Source organism: Winogradskyella echinorum, from assembly GCF_014297365.1.
Lineage (GTDB): Bacteria > Bacteroidota > Bacteroidia > Flavobacteriales > Flavobacteriaceae > Winogradskyella > Winogradskyella echinorum.
Window position 1 is genome coordinate 1 of sequence record NZ_JACOQD010000006.1, and the last position, 21,968, is coordinate 21,968.

Here is a 21,968-nt window from a genome sequence, read left to right on the forward strand (position 1 = left end):
TTCGACAGTAAAAGCCTTTTTTGGTAGCTTTTTTGGGCATAAAAAAGTACATATAAAAAATCCCACACAGTAAAACCATTGGGTATCCTAATTACAAAACCAATAAAGCAGACATTAAAAAACAGAAAAAATGAAACGGATTGCCGCCCTCATACTTATTTCAATACAAAAAAAGATGAATCAAAAACACAAAGGAGCAACTACCAGCCACCACCTCCGCCACCACCTCCGCCACCACCAGAGAATCCTCCACCTCCCGAACCACTACCACTACTAGATGGTGGAGTTGCAGAGCGACTGATAGAATTAGATAAGGACGAATTTAAAGTATGGTTAAAACTAGAGAAGTTGCTAACATGCCCAGCATACCAAGTTGGTTGGTAGCTTTGGTCCATCATTGAGCTGTTAATCAATTTCTGAAATTTATCTCCCCAAACATCTTCAGCACCCAATACAATAGCATAGGGTAAAAGCTGTTCAAAAATGTCTGGTGTTAAATCTGGTGGATTAAAATGAGATATCTGTTGCGTTTCGGCAGCATTCATATAAAGTTTAAAACCATCTATCGAAGATTTTAGCTGTAACTTTTCTATACTTGGTTTCCGAATTAAATATTGGTATAACAAAAAGAAAAGAACGTTAAAAATTAAGAATATCCCGAATATAACGCCGTCATTATCACCTTCAAAATATTGAGTAACCAGGATGGTAAATGACACCACATAGGCAATAATAGTAAGCAATGGCAACCACCAAAATTTATAATTAAAACCTTGATATATTAAACCATGATGCTGCTTTTTTAGAGAGTCTCTAAAGCCCGTCACCGCACTTTCAATTTTAGAATCGTACTTACCATCTAAAGTAACCGTCTGTTTACCCGAAAATAATTTTGAAAACAATGCGCGTTCTTCACCTTCAAGCAATCCAGAATCTTCCTTAACTTTATGGATAGCAAACGATTTGCTTTTAAACAATCCAAATACATATTCCTGCGTCGTTTCTTCAATTTTGAGGTAGCCTTTTACGCCTAAATTAATAATAGTTCCTGTGATTAAATCACCATGATACCGCAGTTTGTCTAACATCCCTACAGAAGCAGGTGTCATGTTGTGTGGCACTTCCCATTGCGGAATTACTGTTGGCTTTGGCGGATCAATACCAAATTTTAACCACGTATAGCCATAATAAAATAACAGAGCCAAACTGATAAAAGCACTTAAAATAAGCGCACCAAACTCCTGAAAAAATGTTGGAGGTGGAGGTGGAGGAGGTTGGTTAACAATACCTTTTTTAAAACCAACTGCCACTGTTAAGTTATTACCAGCGTCTAAATTTGCCGCAGTAAACTTTATACTATGTTCCGATAATGCTGTTGCACTACATTGGCTACTAGTACTACCATAACGACCTGTATAACATGCATTCTGCAGAATAGTGCCACCTGTTGGCAAGTTGATGGTACTAATAACCTCACCAAAAGGCATAGCCCAATCAAAACCATTGACATTCCAGTAGAGTTCATCATAAGTATCAAAAAAACGAATCTGCCCACTCATGCTGTAGGTAATCGTATAAGTATAGTCACCAGCACTTAAAAACACATCCTTATTACCTACGTAAATGGTTGTAGCACTACTATTTTTTTTGGTATGGTAAGCAGACGATTTACCATCGCGTTCTACAGCTAAAATTTTAAAATCGAGTTTTACCTTATTGCCAGAACTATCAACCATTACGGTTGGGATGGTTCGTGTAATACCGCGTTTAAAAATAGTACCATTGGCATATATTTTAATAGACTCAGTTACCGTAATAGTACTAGAAGTATCAACAGCAATGTCCGAGTGAAATGAGATCACCCGCTCACTTTGCGAAAACAAAGCAAAAGACTGTATTACGAATAGTATAACAAATAAGAGTCTTTGCAACGCTTAAAATTTTACTTGTGGATTGTTGCGTTCTTCAGCAATTTCAATTTCAAAAAATGCGGCTTTTTTAAAGGTGGTAAGTCCAGCAATAATGTTAGACGGAAACGAGTCGATTAAAATATTATAATCGCGTGTGGTACCATTATAATAACGTCTAGACTTTTCAATATCACCTTCTATAACTGATAATTCGTTTTGCAAGTTCAAAAAGTTGGCGTTCGCTTTTAAATCTGGGTATTGCTCAGCAACCGCATATAAATTAACTAAGGCCTTGTTCAACTGGTTTTCTGCAGCTTGCTGACCTTCAACAGTAGTGGCATTCTGTGCCATACTTCTAGCTTTGGTTACATTTTCAAAGGTGTCTTTTTCATGTTTAGCATAGCCTTTTACAGTTTCTACCAAATTCGGAATTAAATTATAACGTTTTTTTAATTGCACGTCAATACCACTCCAAGCTTCATCAACGAGTGTGCTTAATTTTACTAATTTGTTGTAAATGCCAATGCCATAAAAAGCCGACAAAACAACAAAACCTATAAAGGCATATAAGAAGATCATAGTTGTTAATTTTAATAAGAATTAAAGGTATGTAAAAATAAGTGAAAAATCCAACAATAAGATAGTCAGTTCAAGTGTCCCTACATTTTAATTGTAATGAATTTTACCAAACATATTGCTAGTGTTATTTTGAGCCTGCCCTGAGCTTGTCGAAGGGTCACTTCGAGTGATTCCGACTTTTTCGTCGGAATTGTATCGAGAAGCGAGTGATTCCAAATTTTTTTATAGGAATTGTATCAAGAAGCATATGTTTCAACATTTTGGTCGCAACGCACTTCGATAACCTCAGCAGAACAATCCAAAACTAATCTAACAAGTCTAACAAGTCTAAGAATCTAATTATCTATTAATCTAATAAATCTAAAAATCTAAAAATCTAACAGATCTAAAAATCTAACAAATCTAAATCTCCCTTTCAAAGAAAATTTTAACAGTTCATCTAATTAATAGTCAGTGTATTAGAGTATTTATTAACTTAATAATCAATTCCCTTAGTGCTACAGCCTTAGTAGCACCTTATTACATAATTCGTTGTTGACTGCACGAAACATAGAATATACACTTAACGGTGTATAGTTTTCTGTGGTGCTTGCTATTAATTTAATTATTAACCAACTAAACTATACGGATTATGAAAAATTTACTAACATTAGCTATACTTTTTGTCTTTCAGCTGACATTCGCTCAGAATACTTTAACTGATTATTTTATTATTAATACAGATAGAATTGAAGTTGAAATTTCCAAGATAGATGGCAAATATAAAATTAAACTGTCTAAAGGTGAGTCTTTTAAAGAATTCTATTTAAGTAATTCTGTAGGTAACTTCAATGATTTCAAAATAGAATTTAGAACAAAAGTATATGAGAAACTGTTAGGATTACCTATTGACACCAATAATGCAAACCATGATGCTTTTGCTTTAAAAAGAGTTAATGAAGAAGCGGAGAGTATCTACTATAGTTTTATGATGAATATAAGAGTTTTAGATAACTTAAATTATAAACCTAAAACGGGTGATTTAAAAGTTAATAAGGTCATTCCTGTATATATCGATATAGAGAAAATGGCATCCCTTATTAAAGATAAATTGGAATCTGATGCAGAAAATGAATTTAAAATAAAATTACAGACTATTGATTCAATAGTAAACTCAAATTATACTAAAGGTTTGGAAGAAATAATAAAGATTTCGAAGCAAATATATCTACCAAAGTTTGAAAAGATAATAAATTCGGCTGATACCGACCAATTAAAATTATCAAAAACTAAAACTTTGACATCTAATCTATTAGCTGAGGATGATGAGTTTAAAAATTCGTTGAGACAATATGTTGAATTTTATAAAGAACAATACACAAAATTAGATAAGTTAGTACCTTTTAGCTATTATGTAGTAGATAATGTTGAATTTGAATTTTCAAGAGGGTTTTTAGAAATAATAAAAGTTAAGGGGCATTTTAAATGTGAAGATGATACTAAATATAATTGTGATTTAATTCCGTCATTTTTAAAAGAAAGTGTTTCTATCATATTTACTAATAAATATGGGATTGGCTTTACAAGTCGAAATAATTATAAAAAATTTCACAATATCTCATTGCATATTAATCAATCTGAAAAAGATTATAAAGAGGAAAATATGCAAACTTTAGCTAAAGAGTTGAAATTATACAATGACACATTGAGAGAAAAGTTATTAATTAAAATGGATGATTTAATTAACTATGATTTTTATTCTAATAAATTAACTAGAGATTTTAGCCCAATGGATCAAATGGTCAGAGTTGATGGAGGATCAAAACTAACTTTGACTAAAGAAGAAACTCGTAAAATATTAGAGGCTGAAGTATATAGTGATTTTGAAGGATTTGAGGCTGACGCGCCAAATGGATTATTACAAATAGAGCTTTCTAAGCATTTTAATATTAATACTAGAAGGCATGACCCAAGTAAATATATCAAATGGTTAATTGATGGTTATGGTTGGCTTCAATATGCTGAAATAGCTGGTGGTATAACTAAATTGGAGGATAAAGAAAGACGCCTGCATCCAGAAAGATTGGATACTGAATTATCCTTAGATAGTATTTCTACAATAATTGATTCAAAACGATATACAACGCCCATCAAATTATTGAATTATAGCACTTGGAATATTGGGCAAGACATTAATTTATTATTAATCGATAACCCAGACTTAAAACATCAATTTCATATTAATGGAGGATTTAGATTTCATAAAACAGCCATACAAGATAGTATAAAGACCTTTGGATCTGAAATCTTAAAACCAAAAGAGTATTCTGTGAGTTTTTGGACTTTCTACCCGGAAATAAAAATGCATTTGTTACCAGAGGAGCGTTATGGTTTTTACGCTATGTGGAGACCAAAATATGTGCATTTATCAAGCGATAAAATAGAATTTAGAAGTTTAGCGGATCCGGTTACTGGATTTAGAAGAAGATTATCAAATTGGAACAATGAATTTGAGTTTAAAGGTTATTTAAATGTAGGTTCTAGGGGGCAGTTATTCTTGAGGTGGCGTTTTACACATGAAATGGGTTATTCGGCAAATAACTTTTCACAAATTCAGCTGGGATATTCATTTTTTATACTTAGTCGTAATGACAATGCGACGAATTCAAAATAAAGTAATAGCTTTTATAATTTAAAATGATTCACCATATATATTCAATATCTTTTCAAATTACTCTATAAAGATCACTATTTTTAAGTATTGAAAAGTAAACCCAAATAAATAAAGGAAAACAATAGAATGGTAATATAAAAATCAAATTAAAATTTATTAGCATAAGCATTACAAAAACTTATTATTGATATTCTAATTACTTTTGGGTATAGCAGTACAATATAGAAACTTAATAGAGAAAGAGAGTGATTAAGGAATAAATAAGATATAAAGCAAATTAATCACTCAATTACGATTTTTTACATTGGCTAATTACAGGCTTTTTTTATCTTTAGAGTCCCTTAATTAATTTCACCATAGTCTATAATTATTTAATTAGTATTTGACGTGTACGTTAAATGCCTAAATCAATTTATGTCAACAAAATTTTTTACCAACCAAGACCAAAACACACTATTAAACAAATTCAAAGGCATCTTTGAAAATAACAAAGACATTGAGTTTTTTGATGCTATTGTTGGTTACTTCCGTGCCTCTGGATATTTTAAGATAAGACCATTTTTAGATAATGTTCCCAATATTAGAATTCTTGTTGGTATTGATGTCGATGTTATTCTAGCAAAATATCAATCTAAAGGGTTGCTGTTTAAAGGTGATGCCAATCAAACACTTATAGAATTTTTAGCTGATACGAAGGAAGATATTCAAACTGCAAATTATAGCAAAGATGTTGAAGATGGTATTCTTCAATTCATTGAGGATATTGCTACTAAGAAAATTGAAATCAAAGCACATCCTAGTAAAAAATTACATGCAAAAATTTACATTTTTAAACCTGAAAATTGGAACGAGCATAGACCTGGTCACGTCATCACAGGGTCTTCTAACTTAACACATTCAGGACTTGGAGGTGATAAAGGTGATCATAATTACGAATTCAATGTGAAGCTTAGTGATTATGACGATGTAAAGTTCGCTTCTGACGAATTTCAACAACTCTGGAAAGAAGGTATTGTGATTCTTCCTGTTGAAATCAATAAAGTCAAAAAGGAAACTTATCTCAATAGTGAGTTTACACCTTTTGAATTATATATTAAATTCTTGATAGAATACTTTGGGAAAAGCGTAGAATTTGACCCTAATTCTATTACAGATTTACCAGATGGATTTAAACGATTGTCCTATCAAGTTGATGCTGTGAACGAAGGCTATAAAATGCTAGAAAAGCATAATGGTTTCTTCTTATCTGATGTAGTTGGATTGGGAAAGACTGTGATTGCAACACTGATTGCAAAGAAGTTTTTCTATTCTAATGATTTTCCATCGCACATTTCTAACATCCTTATTATTGTTCCACCAGCATTAAAAGATGGTTGGATTGAAACATTAGATAAATTTCAATTACAGAATTACAAAATAATTACAAATGGAAGTTTGCACAAAGTAAGAGATGCTGCAAAGTATGATTTGATTATTGTAGATGAAGCGCATAAATTTAGAAATGATACAGCAGAAGCCTATAACGAACTTCAAAAGATATGTAAGACGAAGACCAAACGTCGTTTAAAGGATAATACTTATGCCGACAAAAAGGTAATTTTAGTCTCTGCAACACCATTAAATAACAGACCAGAGGATATTGCTAACCAAGTATACTTATTTCAGGATTCTAAGGATTCTACTTTAGAGATTTCGAACCTTCAACACTTTTTTAGACATCGTATCGATGCCTATAAGAAGTTGAAAAAACACAATAATATAAAAGAAATCCAAGAAGGTGTTGCTTACATCTATCAGCAGATTCGTGAAAAAGTGATTCAACCATTAACTGTTAGACGTACACGTTCGGATTTAATGGCGCATGACCAGTATAGTGAAGACCTGAAAGAACAAAACATCGTTTTTCCAGATATTCAAAAGCCTAAAAAAATATTTTATGAGCTAGATGATGAGTTAGATGAACTTTACGATAAAACCATGTATTTGTTGAGTCATAAAACTAAAGGGATTCAATATTTACGTTACCAAGCGATCAAGTTTTTAAAGGAAGAAAAGAAAGCTAAATATAAAAATGCAGATGTGGCTTCAGAAGCTTTGGCAAAATTGATGAAAACGCTATTGGTAAAACGCATTGACAGTAGTTTTTACGCCTTTAAAAAATCCCTCAACCGATTTACGGAGGCTACTGAGGCGATGATTAAGATGTTTGATGCAGGTACCATTTTTATTGCGCCTAACTTAAACGTTACGGAATATGTCATGGAAGAAAAAGAAGATGAGCTGTTGACTAAACTTATCTTCTTGAGAGAAACCGATCCTACCATAGAAATATGTACACCATCAGATTTTCTTCCAAATTTTGTTGATGGACTAAAACGCGATTTTGAAATCTTAACAGAACTCAATGACCATTGGAAAACTGTAGAGCAAGACCCAAAGATTGATGAATTTGTAAGGCGCTTAAATACCGAGTTACTTCAAAAAACCATTAATCCAGAGCAAAAACTCGTGGTATTTTCAGAATCTAAAGAAACCACAAACCACATAGCAAAACAGTTAAAAGGTGCTGGGCGCAAAGATGTTTTAGAAATACATTCAGATAATCGAAATAAGCTAAAACAAGTGATTCGCGAAAATTTTGATGCCAACATACCACGAAAAGATTATAAATCTGATTATAATATCATAATAGCCACAGAAGTCTTAGCAGAAGGTGTCAATTTACATCGTGCAAACGTTATTGTTAATTACGATACACCTTGGAATTCTACACGACTCATGCAGCGTATTGGTCGTGTTAATCGTATAGGGTCTCTAGCAAATCAAGTGCATATTTACAATTTTTATCCAACAGCTAAAGTTAACGACGATATCGAGCTAGAGAAAAAAGCTATTATGAAATTACAAGCGTTTCATTCTGCTTTAGGAGAAGATAGCGAAATCTATTCACCAGATGAAGAAACGCAATCCTTTGGATTGTTTGACCAAGATGTCGATGAAGATAAAGACGAGCGTTTAGCATACCTCATGGAATTACGAAAGTTTAAAGCAGAAAGTCCTGAGTTGTTCCGAAAAATTAAAAATATGCCGCTTCGTGCTCGTGTTGGTCGTGAGTCTAGAACCTTAAAAGGCACTTCAATTTGTTTTATGCGAAACCATCGTCGTGATGCTTTCTATTTTGTAAGACCAGATAATAGTATTGAAGAACTCACTTTTATAGAAACAGCTAAGGAATTTAATGCTAATGTGCCTGAAAAGGCAGTGCCATTACCAGAGGCACATCATGAGCAAATACAAGTAGCTCTTGCCGATTTTAACGAGAAAATACAAACCGAAATGGCAAGTGCACAAGTGGTTGATACCACACAAGGACCAAACGAGAAACGTGCCTTGGCGTATATGGATGGCTTTTTAGATTTTCCATTTGCTTCAGAAGAAGAAAAGAAACTTATAAAGGCAGCGAAACAAGCCGTAAAGCTTGGTAAGTTTCAAAAACTACAGCGCGAGGTAAATAAACTAAAGAAAAATGCAAAAGCAGCACCATTAAAAGCTACGGACTTAATGGATGCCTTAATAAAAATAATCAATCAATACCCAGTATTGCAAAACGATACTCTAGATCAGCGACCAGCAATTACGATTAAATCGCTTGAAAAATTAAAACCAGAAATCATCATTTCTGAATCGTTTACACACAAATAATGCTGTATGAATAAAAAAGAATTACAAAATAAGCTGAATCAGCCCTATGCACAAGACAATTGGAAAGATGTTGTGGAATTTGTGTTTCCTAATGTTCAAATTTTGGCAATGCCGCAAGTCATTCCAATTGAAAATGAAAAGGTAGAGACCTTTAAAAAATTAGGCGAAGTTAAATTAAATGATGGAAAAGCATTAGCCCTTTTTGAATTAAAACTAAAAGAGAATGTCAACATCATTCGTAATAGAGTCGAATTAAATGATATTGCCTCTAAATATATCGATCAAGAACAAACACATGGTGTTTTATCTATTTTTGAGCAAGGTAAAGATGATTATCGGTTTACCTTTTCTGCACGAGCTAGTGAATATGATGAAGAAGTTGGTGATTTTAAGACAAAAAAAACCGATACCAAGCGTTTCACATACGTCCTAGGTAAAAACGAAAGTTGTCGTACAGCAGCAGAACGTTTTTATCAACTAAGTGAGAAAAAGAACGAAGCTGATATTGCTGCCATAGAGCATGCCTTTTCTGTAGAAACTTTAAGTAAAAACTTTTTTAAGGAATACAAACAACAGTATGAGTTGTTTGTAAATTATTTAACTCAAAGACCAGGTTATTATACTGCTGTGTTTAAAAACGATGATAAAGCCATACGCGATTGGGTAAAATTGCTTTTAGGTCGTTTGGTATTCATAAAGTTTGTGCAGAAAAAAGGTTGGTTAGGTGTACCAGCAGAGGAAGCAGGTTGGAACAATGGCAACTACCGTTTTTTAGAAGACAGTTTTGAAAGCTTTGAACATAAAGATAATTTCTACTCACAATTTTTAAACCCATTGTTTTTTGAAGGTTTTGACCAACCTTACAGACCAAATGATATTTTTGAACTCACTGGTACTAAAGTTCCTTTTTTAAGTGGTGGTTTATTTGACAACGAAGACCCAAAAACCAAAACCATTAATTTCCCTCAAGCCTATTTTGAGGGCTTGTTTGAGTTTTTAGAAAAGTACAATTTTACCATAGATGAGAATGACACAGCTATGGATAGAGAAGTAGGTATTGACCCTGAAATGCTAGGTCATATTTTTGAAAATCTACTGGAAGACAATAAAGACAAAGGTGCATTTTACACACCAAAGGAAATTGTTCGCTATATGTGTCAAGAAAGTTTAAAGGAATATCTTAAAACCTACTTGCAAGAACACAATCAATGGACTAGTGATGAAGCTAAACAACAAGAATTAGATAACGCTTTACACAACTTTATTACAAAAAAAGAAGCAAGCCATGTCATAGACCTAGACGCTACCTTGGCACAAGCCCTAAAAGACGTAAAAATATGCGATCCTGCTATTGGCTCTGGTGCGTTCCCAATGGGATTGCTAAACGAGATTTTTCAGTTGGTGCATAACTTGTACGATGCTAGCCCAGACAAGGTTGGTGCCATTTGGGAGATGAGCACTTGGCAACCTGATTTGGTAAAGCTTAACATTATACAACAAAGTATTTATGGCGTAGATATAGAAAAAGGTGCTGTAGAGATTGCACGTTTACGCTTTTGGTTAAGCTTGGTGGTAGATAGTGAAGAACCTCATGCTTTACCACATTTAGACTATAAAATTGTAGTGGGTGATAGTTTGGTGCCTAAACTTGATGATAAAACAGTTATTGAAATTAATTGGAAAGCAAAGGAGGAAGACCAAGGGTTTTTTACGGGACCAAAAACAGAACAAAAGTTAAAGCTTCTCAAAGAAATTACGCAATTACAAAAGGATGCTTTTGACCCAAATTGCGATGAAGATACTTTAGCTTTAAAAATAAGAAACAAGAAGATTGAGCTTTTAATTATCCAGTTGGAGATTATGAGCGAAAAACAAAAAATTGTTAAGAAACCTAGTATTATAGATTACCAAAATAAGAGTAAAGCTCAATTTAAACGAGATACTGAAAAATACCTTGAAACTCTAGGCTGGTCTAATCATGTAAAAGAATTAGAGCATGCCAAAACACTAGATAAAGTCCCATTGAACTTTTTTGACTTTAAGTTAGACTTTCCAGAGGTATTAAATGATGAAGTAGCAACTAAATATGGTTTTGATATTGTTATTGGTAATCCACCATATTATCAAATACAAAAGTTTGATGAAAAGGATAAAAAGGATTTACAAAATGCAAATTACAGCACCTTTTCTAGAACTGGTGATATTTACTGTTTATTCTATGAAAAAGGTATAGAGTTATTGAAAAATAAAGGTGTTTTATCTTATATAACATCAAATACTTGGATGCGAACCAAATTTGGTGAAAAGATGCGTTCATATTTTATTGAAAATTCAAACCCATACAAACTTTTGAATTTTGAGGACACCAAAATATTTCCGTCTGCTACAGTAGAAGTAAATATAATGTTTACTCGACGGGAAGATTATGATATTAATCTAGATGCTGTAGCGATTAAAGGCGATTATGTACCAAAGACATCAATCTCTAAGTATTTTGAGAATAAAAAAATAACATTAAAAGAACTAACTGATGATAGCTGGATTATTGTTGATAAAAAAGATTATTTAATTAAAGAGCAGATTGAAAAAGAAGGTAAACCACTATCCGACTGGAATATTAATTTTTATCGAGGGTTTCTAACTGGATTTAATGATGCCTTTTTTATTGATAAGAATAAAAAAGATGAATTAATAGACAAAGATACGAGTAGTCAGTTTATAATTAAACCTTTAATAAGGGGAAGAGAAATAAAAAAGTATGGCTACAATTATCAAAATAGTTATGTGATTTTTCCACACAATGGATATTCAATAAAAAATGATAAAGTTTCTAGAATCTATGTTGAACAGAATTATCCAGCTATTTATGATCATCTTCTAAAATATAAAGATGAACATTCAGAATTAGTAGAAAAAGATTCTAAAGGTAAAATCCAAACTTTGGTTAATAGAGCAGACCAAGGTGACCATTGGACTAATTTGAGGAATTGTGCTTATGTAGATGTTTTTGACAATGAAAAAATAATATGGTTGTCAATTTCAGATAAACCAGCTTTTGCTTTAGATACTAACAAGATGTATGTTACTGCCCCTGCCTATATCATGACCAGTCATTGTAATAAATATTTGCTCACGATGTTAAATTCTAAAGCGATGGAGTGGTATTTAGATAAGGTTTCATCTTCTACTGGTCAAGGCACCAACCAATGGAGTAAAATTTTTGTTGAAAAACTACCAATACCAGAGCTAAATAGTAATAAACGTAAACCATTTGAAATTTTAGCAGACTATTTAACGCTAATTAATGCACCAGAAAACCATCATTTATTCGAAAATATTTCATCAGAAATTATTAGTAGACAATTTGAAGATGTTGTGAATATGATGGCTTATGAACTATATTTTAAAAAACATATGAAAGAAAAGAAAATAGATGTTTTGCAATATGTTGATTTCAAAGATATAAGCAACGTGGAAACGTTTGAGGAAAAACGAAATATCATTCAAAATGCGTACTATAAGCTATTAGAGAAAGATAATCCTATACGAAATAGAATACTATTGGCTTCTACAAGAAGTGTGGATATTATAAGGCGAATTAACGAAACTACTCATTAAATTGAAGATAGATAAATTACATATTAATGATTTTAAATTCTTCTCTAAAGTAGAACCTGATAGTCCTTTGCTTTCTATTGATGGTAATCACCTATTAATTTATGGAGAAAATGGAAGTGGAAAATCAACTATTTATTGGTCACTTTATACCTTATTGGAATGTAGTTTCAAAAATTCAGATGATGAAATAAGAAAGTATTTTAAGAAAACAGGTGATGAAAGTTTAGTTAATATTCATGCTACAGGCTCAAGCGATTCTTATATTAAAGTAGAACTAAATGATGGATTTGGTAATTCGACCAGATATAAGGCTTCTAGGAAAGCAAGAGATTTATCTATAAGAACTAATACAGATGTAAGAGAAAGCAATATGGCATCTGACTTTATAAATTATAGAGTCCTTTTTCAACTTCATAATTTAAAACATTCAAAGGATAACAATCTTTGGCAATGGTTTTATGAAGAAGTTTTGCCTTATGTTAAAAAAGGTAGCGACCCTTGTTTAGATGAATATGATGTGCTTAAACAAGGTCCTGGTAAAGTTAATAATTTGGCAGGTGATGAGATATTTCCAACAGCAGCATTAAGAACTGCTTCGGCATTAGAAGAGCGACGATTATATAGAAATTACAAAGATTATCGTAATCAATGGAAAGCTTGGATGAATTGGTTGAAGGATTTTCTATCAAGAATTACAACTAGAGCTAATCAGCTAATCAGAAATGATTTTAGATATAATTTTAGAATAGTTCTAGACTTTAAATGCAGATTTCCAGATTATAGAGCTACAGATGATACAATAAAGTGGTTTGATCCTGAAATTAAACTAATAGTTTCTGAATATGAAGGTGTGGCTAATCCAAAAATCACAAAACCACATACGTTTTTAAATGAAGCCAAATGGTCTGCAATTGGTTTAGCATTGCGTTTTGCTATTTTAGAACAGCGTCTTTATGTGGCTGATATGAAAGTGTTAGTTATTGATGATATGATTATTAGTCTAGATATGTCTAATCGAGAAGCAGTACTTAACTTAATTCTAAATAACTATATAAACGATTATCAATTAATATTAATGACACATGATAGATTTTTCTTTGAAATGGCAAAATACACCATAGAGAAAGGAGCAATGCCTAACTTCAAGTATTTAGAAATGTTTGAAGATTCTAACGGTGCATTTCCAAAACCTTTAATCATTGAAAATACTTCTCAAATTGAGAAAGCGTGGCAATTATTTCATAGAAAAGAATTCGCATTGTCTGCTAATACATTAAGGAAAGCATCTGAAAAATTGTGCAAGGCCTATTTAACAGCACATGAAAGATTAAATATAACATCATACACAGTTAGGAATTTACATAGTCAAATAGAACAATTTCAGACAAAAGGATTATTAGCTGGATTGAATGCAATTAATTTAATAAGATTTATTGAGTATAAGGATAGAATATTAAACCCAAGTTCTCATTACGATATTGAAACACCATTATTTGAGAGTGAATTAAAAAGAGCTATTGAAACTGTTGAAGCTTTGGCATTAGAAACAGGATTTAACATTTAAGTGAAATGGCGCGTTTCGGTAATTCGTCCCTATTAAAGTTTCTTTTCGCGCCAATTCGGCGCGAAAATGGCGCGAAAATTAAAATTAATTAATGGAAAATAAATTTGCATTTACAGTAGGAGGACCAGATAATTGGTATGACCAATACATTCAAGCAGGTATAGAATTAATTTCAGCTTACATAGAACATTCTGAAATATATAATAGTTTGGCAATTACAGATTACCATAAATACAAAGAAACTGAGATTGTAGAACATGAATATGGTGCAAATATTATGATTCATTTTAGGAGTATTGATGGTGGTACATTTGACGCAGAAGATACTATTACAAATCACTTTCCAAATTTAAATAGGCGTGCAACTTTGGTTATGGTTACTAGTATGTTTGAAAAAGAATTGAAGCAACTATGCGATTCGCTTAACAGTCTTTTAGATATAAATAAACCATTCAAAAAAGAGAAAGGAAGTCTACTTGCAAACATTAAAGACTACCTATGTAATGTCGCAAAGATAAAAATGAATACATCATTAGAGCATAATTGGAGCGACCTCATGTGCTTACAATCGTTAAGAAATAACATAGTGCATAATTTTGGGAAACTAGCAGTCAGTAATACACATCTAGAAAACTACATAAGGGCTAACAAGAATATTTGGATTGATAAGAGTAGAGATATTTGTTTAAACCATGAGTTTCTAAAAGATTTAGTACCAAGCTTCATAATATTATGCAAAGAACTACAAGAAGCGATAAGGGAGAGGGCTAACAAAATGTAAATTTATTAGTATGGAAACACATTTTGAGATATTGATAGATGCTTCTGGGAGTATGGGTTATATGCGAGGCGAAAAGGATGAAGAGAATAAATATTTACTTTCAGATAGAAAACATACGCGTACAGATTTAGTAAAAAAAATATTAAACCAATCAATAATAAATACTATAGAATTTAGCGAACATATTAAGGTTTCAACTTTTAGAAATAAATTTAATTTAGATAAAAATAATGAGCGCATAATTTTAACTCGATGGGTAAAGAATGAAAACGGCAAGAATGTTCAAGAAAGGTATTATTCGATGTCTCAAGATATTAATGTGATTTATGAAGGTCCTTTTAATTCAGATGAATTAAAGAGTAAAATTGAAACTATAGAAAATCCTATGCCAGCAGGTACGCCATTATACTATATTTTGGCGCAAACAATATCTAAATCTATTACCAATCAAGTTAATATCATCATTTTAAGTGATGGTGACGCAAATGATAGAATTGAATTTGATATAGACATTTTAGAGTTGATACATGGTTCTAAAAAAGATGTAAAAATTCACTTTATAGGTATTGCACAAGATGAGGTTGCTCAAAAAAAATCTAAAAATTTAGCAGAAAAAACAGGTGGCATCTATAGCAATTTAAAAGCGATGAATTATGACGTAAATGCATTAAATGTGTTGCTTTCAGAGCTTAATACAAAAATAATGTCAAACGCTTTAGAGGATAATATCAAGCAAACTCAAATTATAGCAGCAACTAAATTAGATGAAACCCAGAAAGACAACACCGATCATTTAGCTAAAGATGAAGGTGATAAATCAGAAAAAGAAACTAATGTTATAGTAAAAGATAAGAGTGATTTAGAAAAGCAGGTTCATAAAAATACTTCATCATTAGAATATATTTCTGGTCAGCTAAATAACATATTAAAGCTACTTCAATCTAAAGAACAACTTGAAAAAGACGTCAAGGTTGTTGAAAATAAAATTCATAACGAACGCATTGGACGTTTGGCTGAAGATTTTTTATATAAAAAATTACGAGAATTATTTAAAGACGAGTCAACTAAAGTTAGTTGGCTTAACGAAAATGGAGAACAAGGTTTGCCTTATGATTTTTTATTAGAAAGTGATAAGGGAAAATTTTACTATGAATGTAAAGGTACGTCATCTAATTTTTTAGAATTTCAATTGACTAAACCTGAATGGGATTTTTATCTTGATAATAGAAATAAATATAGGTTGTGTTTTGTGAAGAATGTTGATTCCGATGCACAATACACTCGTTTTATGGATTTGCTTACAGCTATGGAAGAAAAAAAATTAACACCTTGTTCTATGCAAGACAAAGCATATAAAGCAAATAGATTAATATTTGCAATAAATGAATCAGATATAAAATGGACTTGATTATAGGCAACTACTACGACAACATAAAATGTGAAAGCTTTAAAGATCCTGAAACTGGTAGAATACGAGTTAGACCATTGCCAAACCAAGGTTTGCCAACTAAAATTGTTATTGAGTGTAAAGAAAAAACACGAAATGCGCATCCGATAGGAACCAAATTTCGTACTGAAAATGTTAAAGTTTGTCAGAAAACTACTGGTAGAATTTATTTGAGAGCTAAAGACCAAATGATTTATAAATTATAAAAATGAAAAACTTCGAAGTCACATTTAAGAATGGTTTATTGCTTGATAAGCAAACTGGTAAACGCATAAATCTAAAACCTTTTGAAACCTATTATCTACAAGGAGATGATAACAGTTTTCTATTAGAGGAATATATAAAAACAGACTACAAGCCTTTAGATGCTTCTCAAAAATTAAAGACTTTAGAAAATAGGCATAATGGTTATGAGTTAAAACAATTAGCTTCTGCAGGAGATAAATTTGTTTTTAGAGTTGGTCTTGGAAAGCGTTTTGAAGAAGATGTAGTAAGAGAGTATTTATTTGATGCTGCACTGCAAGAAGACTTATACATGAAGAAAAAACACAATAAAGCATCTTGGACTTTGTGTAATTGTGTTTGCAATAGTCCCAACTTGCTAGAAGGTGAGTTAGGTTTTCCGTTTCAAAATGTAGAAGCAAATTCTTTAAGTGAGCTCTTTGCTAATGTAGTGAGTACCTATTTTAATATGAAACGTTCAACTGCATGTAATGCTTTTAAAACGTTTTATTATTACCCAAAAGAAGATAGACCTACGCTATATTGGTTGAAATCTAGCAAGAAATTGAATTTGGATTTGAAGCGTAAGGCTATTGTAATTAACCGTAAACAAAAAGAAATATTAAAACGAAATTAAATGCCATTTCAACCTGATAAAATAAACAGAGAGCATGTTTTAAGAGCCTTCAAAGAAATTGATAGTGGAGAAATTGGTGTAAGACAATCCACCAAATTTGATATTCTACACGAAGGTAAAACATATCCGCCAAAAGATGTGATGCGTCTTGCTCATGAATATGCAACGGGAGAATATTTGTGGCTTCCAGGCGGAGGTGAGCCTACCAATAAATATTTAAAGAATCTACAATTTAAAATTGTAAACAAGACAGTAAATGAATTAGTCAATGTTAAAAATGATTTTGCAAAATGGTTGTTAAATAATGCGCCGGATTCTTATAATCAATATTTAGGGAGCTCTGTACAATCCATAATAGAGCGCCTAGATGAAATAGGGACGTTCTTCCCGGACTATAAGTTTTTTGAAATTGACCCAAAAACAGTTACTGCAAAAATCAAAGACATTAGACTTATTTTCAGTACTAAGGAGCGAAGAAAAAATTTGGAATTCGTACAATATGACAAGTTTCATAGTAATGGAATTCCTAAAGCTGTGCTCGGAAAAAATCATTATCTAAGATATTTGAAAGAAAGGTTCAGCGAATCAAATAGTGAAATCGGTTATTGGCTATTTCAAGGGAATCCAAAGATTTTTGATTTTGCGTCGGCAATTGGTAATAACACATTACAGAACTTTACAGTGTCTTCGCATAAGGATAAAATAAAGATTGGAGATAAGGTAATTATATGGCTATCTGGTGAAAATGCGGGTTGTTATGCATTGGCAGAAATAATACATGAACCAAGGGTTGTTGAAGTGAGTGTAGATGATGCACATTGGAAAATAGAACAACCTACAGATATTAAGGCAGGAATTAGGATAACGCACAATTTTTACAATAACCCTATCTTAAAATATAAAGTAGCCCAAAACCTTAAACTAAAAGATTTAAAATTAGGGCTTCAAGGCACCAACTTCAGTGCAACGAAAAACGAATATCAAGAATTATTGAGTATGTCAGAGAATAATAATTATACATGGGTACAAACGCACAAAGGGCTAGTCGACTATTTAAAAAATTATAAGAACAAACAACCTGAGTTAATAGAGTTATTAAAATCTGTAGGATGTGAAATATTCAATGATAAAGATGCAATTGATAGCACAGTAGACCTAGAAGTCATAGATCCTTTTACTTTTTTCTGTTATATATATAAGTATGGCGATGTCCGTAGGCTGGAAATATTGCAAGCAATCGCTACTAAATTAAACCTGCACTATCCAGAAGATGAACGAGGCATTCCATCCGCTAATGCTCAGAAAGTATGGATGTTCCCTTGGAAGTATCAGAGAGTTAATAACGAAATTGATACATTATGGAAATTGTTTTACGAAGTGACTGATAATGAAATTTTAGAATCAACGTTTCAAGATGCCCTAAAAATACAGAATGTTGGAAAGACAAAAATTACAGAAGCCCTTTTTTATGTAGATCCAGAATATTACTTTCCAATTAATGGTCCTACAAAGCCTTATTTAAAAACGGTTTTTGGTATTGCTACTGATTTTAATAGTTATTCTGAATATATGACTATTTTAAATCAACTGAAGCAAAAAACAAAAAAGCCATTTTATCAAATTTCTTATGAAGCTTGGCTTTGGAATAAAGGAACTGTTGCAGAACCTACAAGTTCGTATAAAACTGAAAAGCAAATGAAAACGACCAACCTTAATACCATCCTTTTTGGCCCACCAGGCACAGGGAAAACCTATAACACTATCAATGAAGCTTTAAAAATTGTAGATCCAGAATTCTATAAAGCAAACGAGGATAACCGTGAAGCATTAAATACAAGATTTAAACAGTTATTAATTAAAAAATGGGATGAAACTAAAGGGCAAATTGCATTTTGTACATTTCATCAATCATTTAGCTATGAAGATTTTGTAGAAGGTATAAAGCCTAAAGTAAATGATAATAAAGAGGTATTCTATAAAATAGAAAATGGTGTGTTTAAAAATATTTGTGAGCTTGCTGATAGTAATCTGAGTACTTTAAAAGTAAAAAAGGAAGGTAAACTATCTTGGGACGAAGAACAATTTAGGCGTGCTAGTTTTTATAAGTTGTCTTTAGGAAATTCTCAGAATTCTGAGGATAATGAAATATATGAGTATTGTAGAGATAATAACTATATAGCTATTGGTTTTGGTCAGGGTTTGGATTATTCAGATTTAGGTGAAACAGAAGTAAAAGAGAAATTTGAGGAAACTGGCCAAAGTGAAACGGATGCTCAACAATTTAATTACTTTAAGAATTATTTAAAGGTGGGAAATTATGTTTTGATAAGTAATGGCAATAAATATGTCAGGGCTTTAGGAAAAGTAACAGGAGATTATGAGTATGATCCAAATGCACCAATAAGATACAATCATTTTAGAAATGTAGATTGGATTTTTAAAGATGAAAATATTCCAATAGAAGAAATTTATGAAAAAGGATTAAGCCAAAGAACAATTTATAAAATAAATGAAAACAAATTAAGACCAGAATTTTTCATAAATAAAGGGCAATTAATTGAAAATAACGAACCAATAGAAAAGGACTATGTCCTAATTATAGATGAAATTAATAGAGGAAATGTATCGTCTATTTTTGGTGAATTAATCACACTTATTGAAAACGATAAAAGAGCAGGAAAAGATGAAGAGTTAGAAGTGATATTACCCTACTCAAAGCAACCTTTTAAAGTACCGCATAACGTTCATTTAATTGGCACAATGAATACTGCTGATAAAAGTATTGAAGCTTTGGACACCGCTTTACGGAGACGTTTTAGTTTTACAGAAATGCCACCAAAACCAAAACTAATTGAGACTGAAAGTCTGTCTGGAAAAGTAAATGGTTTGGTTGATGGCATTAATTTAAAAGACTTATTAAATATAATTAATAAGCGCATCGAAAAACTAATAGATAAAGATCATACGATTGGGCATTCATACTTCCTAAAAGTTAATGATAAATCATCATTGATTCACTGTTTTAAAAATGAGGTTATTCCATTGTTGGAGGAGTACTTCTTTGGAGATTATGGGAAAATAGGTTTAGTTCTTGGTGGTAGTTTTATTACTAAAGATGACTCAGATGACTTCGAGTTTGCCGAGTTTGAAGGCTATGATGCTGATATAAGTTCAGATTTAAAAGAACGATCAGTCTATAAAATAGCAAAATCAAAAGATTGGGATTTTAATACCATTTAATGCGTCATTTAATTCAAATATTCGAATATCAAAAACTTTGTGCTCATGACAAGACTTATTTTGTCAATGAAGTCATCGGAAAAAAAGTAATAGAGAAGCTTTGGCAATACAATGATGCGCATAACAATATTTATTTTACTGCTATTCGTAATGGTGTAAAGTTTAGACAGTTCGTTGGTGTTATTCAAATAAGAAACATAACTATTGAGATTTTGCCAAAAGCGGATAGACAAAAATCTACAGAAGGTGATAAGCAAAATTGGCATAACGTTTTACTGAATATGTTAGCTAAATGCAAAAAAATTCGAGTAGATTCTGTAAGCGAGGCGTCGTTAAAAAAACGCTACCACTCACTGTTAGATTTATACTTTGAGCAGTATTTACAGGAAGTCAATTACCTTTTAGAACAAGGTCTAGTTAAAAAATACCATAAACAAAGCGGTAATCTTAGTGTTTTAAAAGGGAGACTACAATTTGCTCAAAATATTCAACATAATATAATTCATAAAGAACGGTTCCATACCTCACATCAAATTTATGATACTAACCATACTTTGAATCAAATATTATACAAAGGCTTAAAGGTTTTAAAAACAATCACAAATAATAATTCACTTATAGATGGTATTAATAGAGTGCTAAGTAGATTTCCAGAAATGGATGATAAGACTATAAATAAAACTCATTTCGATGGTTTAGTTGATAATAGAAAAACAACAGCTTATAAGGAAGCTATTAAAATTGCCAAAATGATTATTCTTAATTATTCACCGGATATCAAAGGTGGTCAGGATCACATGATAGCATTGTTGTTTGATATGAATAAACTATGGGAAGAATATGTGTATCGTGTTTTGTCAAAACATCAAAATAAACATATTAATGTAAGTTTTCAGAATAGTGATAAGTTTTGGAATAATAAGCGAATCAAACCAGATATAGTTTTAACCAAAATTAATGATCAAAATGAAGAAGAGGTTTTTGTGATAGATACCAAATGGAAAGTGATCGATCCTAGTAAGCCTAGTGATGACGACTTAAAACAAATGTATGCCTATAATATGTATTGGGAATCGAGTAGAAGTATGTTGTTATATCCTTCTTCAAACCCAAAAATGACTTCCTTCGGATCATTTCATAAAGGTAGAGATGGTGAGAATAAATGTAAATTAGGATTCATTAAAGTTATTAAAGACTATAAACTAAACTTAGATTTAGGCTTAGATATTTTGGATATGTTGTTTAGTGATATCCCTGCCATCGATCGATAGGTTCCACCATCTAAAAGATTGCCACGTCCTGCGTCCCTATCTACCGATAGGCAGACTCGCAATGACAAGAGCATTTGTATAAGTACTTAAATAAGAAACCAACCAATAAACACCATAAAACCCTAAACTACAATCGCACGTGTCATTCCGACACGGTCGGAAAATGCTATCGGCAGTATATATAACTAAAATCCGTTAAAAATAGCTGAAACCTTGGAAGCTATTTAGGATTTTAGTTATGGTTTTAATAGCATGATAATGCTATTAAAAATACCTTCGACAGTAAAAGCCTTTTTTGGTAGCTTTTTTAGGCATAAAAAAGTACATATAAAAAATCCCGCACA

The 21,968-nt window shown here is 31.8% G+C and carries 12 protein-coding genes; 10 read left to right on the top strand and 2 right to left on the bottom strand.

The window, feature by feature from the left end; translation table 11 throughout:
* Nucleotides 1–200: 200 nt before the first annotated feature.
* Both H8K90_RS15075 and H8K90_RS15080 read right to left on the bottom strand, forming a co-directional pair.
* Nucleotides 201–1,862, bottom strand: coding sequence for a DUF2207 domain-containing protein (locus tag H8K90_RS15075; RefSeq protein ID WP_186846824.1), 1,662 nt, complete (start codon nucleotides 1,860–1,862; stop codon nucleotides 201–203).
* Nucleotides 1,863–1,934: 72 nt separating this feature from the next.
* A complete protein-coding gene (locus H8K90_RS15080) occupies nucleotides 1,935–2,489 on the bottom strand; it encodes a LemA family protein (RefSeq protein ID WP_186846825.1) in 555 nt (184 codons plus the stop codon).
* A gap of 631 nt (nucleotides 2,490–3,120) precedes the next feature.
* Here H8K90_RS15080 and H8K90_RS15085 point away from each other — a divergent pair.
* The 10 genes from H8K90_RS15085 to H8K90_RS15130 all read left to right on the top strand — a co-directional run bounded on the left by H8K90_RS15085 (nucleotide 3,121) and on the right by H8K90_RS15130 (nucleotide 21,624).
* Complete coding sequence (locus tag H8K90_RS15085) at nucleotides 3,121–5,142, top strand: hypothetical protein (RefSeq protein WP_186846826.1); 2,022 nt, start codon at nucleotides 3,121–3,123, stop codon at nucleotides 5,140–5,142.
* A gap of 414 nt (nucleotides 5,143–5,556) precedes the next feature.
* Complete coding sequence (locus tag H8K90_RS15090) at nucleotides 5,557–8,844, top strand: helicase-related protein (protein WP_186846827.1); 3,288 nt, start codon at nucleotides 5,557–5,559, stop codon at nucleotides 8,842–8,844.
* 6 nt (nucleotides 8,845–8,850) lie between these two features.
* Entirely contained in the window at nucleotides 8,851–12,462 is a 3,612-nt protein-coding gene (locus H8K90_RS15095) for an Eco57I restriction-modification methylase domain-containing protein (RefSeq protein WP_186846828.1), read from the top strand.
* 1 nt (nucleotide 12,463) lies between these two features.
* Nucleotides 12,464–14,026, top strand: coding sequence for an AAA family ATPase (locus tag H8K90_RS15100; RefSeq protein WP_186846829.1), 1,563 nt, complete (start codon nucleotides 12,464–12,466; stop codon nucleotides 14,024–14,026).
* A 91-nt stretch (nucleotides 14,027–14,117) separates the two neighbouring features.
* A complete protein-coding gene (locus H8K90_RS15105; protein WP_186846830.1) occupies nucleotides 14,118–14,807 on the top strand; it encodes a hypothetical protein in 690 nt (229 codons plus the stop codon).
* A 10-nt stretch (nucleotides 14,808–14,817) separates the two neighbouring features.
* The gene (locus H8K90_RS15110; RefSeq protein ID WP_186846831.1) at nucleotides 14,818–16,215 is read left to right on the top strand and encodes a protein NO VEIN domain-containing protein; all 1,398 of its coding nucleotides are present in this window, start codon (nucleotides 14,818–14,820) and stop codon (nucleotides 16,213–16,215) included.
* A complete protein-coding gene (locus tag H8K90_RS15115) occupies nucleotides 16,206–16,460 on the top strand; it encodes a hypothetical protein (RefSeq protein ID WP_186846832.1) in 255 nt (84 codons plus the stop codon). The genes H8K90_RS15110 and H8K90_RS15115 overlap by 10 nt, the downstream gene beginning before the upstream one ends.
* Before the next feature lie 2 nt (nucleotides 16,461–16,462).
* On the top strand, nucleotides 16,463–17,113 hold the full coding sequence (locus tag H8K90_RS15120) for a hypothetical protein (protein ID WP_186846833.1): 651 nt from the start codon (nucleotides 16,463–16,465) through the stop codon (nucleotides 17,111–17,113).
* Complete coding sequence (locus tag H8K90_RS15125; RefSeq protein WP_186846834.1) at nucleotides 17,114–20,353, top strand: AAA family ATPase; 3,240 nt, start codon at nucleotides 17,114–17,116, stop codon at nucleotides 20,351–20,353. It abuts the gene before it with no gap.
* A complete protein-coding gene (locus H8K90_RS15130; RefSeq protein ID WP_186846835.1) occupies nucleotides 20,353–21,624 on the top strand; it encodes an McrC family protein in 1,272 nt (423 codons plus the stop codon). The genes H8K90_RS15125 and H8K90_RS15130 overlap by 1 nt, the downstream gene beginning before the upstream one ends.
* Nucleotides 21,625–21,968 lie beyond the last annotated feature (344 nt).

Excerpts from the sequence above, each read along its gene's own strand:
- H8K90_RS15080 (WP_186846825.1), bottom strand. The coding sequence starts at position 2,489 with ATGATCTTCTTATATGCCTTTATAGGTTTTGTTGTTTTGTCGGCTTTT.
- H8K90_RS15085 (WP_186846826.1), top strand. The coding sequence starts at position 3,121 with ATGAAAAATTTACTAACATTAGCTATACTTTTTGTCTTTCAGCTGACA.
- H8K90_RS15090 (WP_186846827.1), top strand. The coding sequence starts at position 5,557 with ATGTCAACAAAATTTTTTACCAACCAAGACCAAAACACACTATTAAAC.
- H8K90_RS15095 (WP_186846828.1), top strand. The coding sequence starts at position 8,851 with ATGAATAAAAAAGAATTACAAAATAAGCTGAATCAGCCCTATGCACAA.
- H8K90_RS15105 (WP_186846830.1), top strand. The coding sequence starts at position 14,118 with ATGGAAAATAAATTTGCATTTACAGTAGGAGGACCAGATAATTGGTAT.
- H8K90_RS15110 (WP_186846831.1), top strand. The coding sequence starts at position 14,818 with ATGGAAACACATTTTGAGATATTGATAGATGCTTCTGGGAGTATGGGT.
- H8K90_RS15115 (WP_186846832.1), top strand. The coding sequence starts at position 16,206 with ATGGACTTGATTATAGGCAACTACTACGACAACATAAAATGTGAAAGC.
- H8K90_RS15120 (WP_186846833.1), top strand. The coding sequence starts at position 16,463 with ATGAAAAACTTCGAAGTCACATTTAAGAATGGTTTATTGCTTGATAAG.
- H8K90_RS15125 (WP_186846834.1), top strand. The coding sequence starts at position 17,114 with ATGCCATTTCAACCTGATAAAATAAACAGAGAGCATGTTTTAAGAGCC.
- H8K90_RS15130 (WP_186846835.1), top strand. The coding sequence starts at position 20,353 with ATGCGTCATTTAATTCAAATATTCGAATATCAAAAACTTTGTGCTCAT.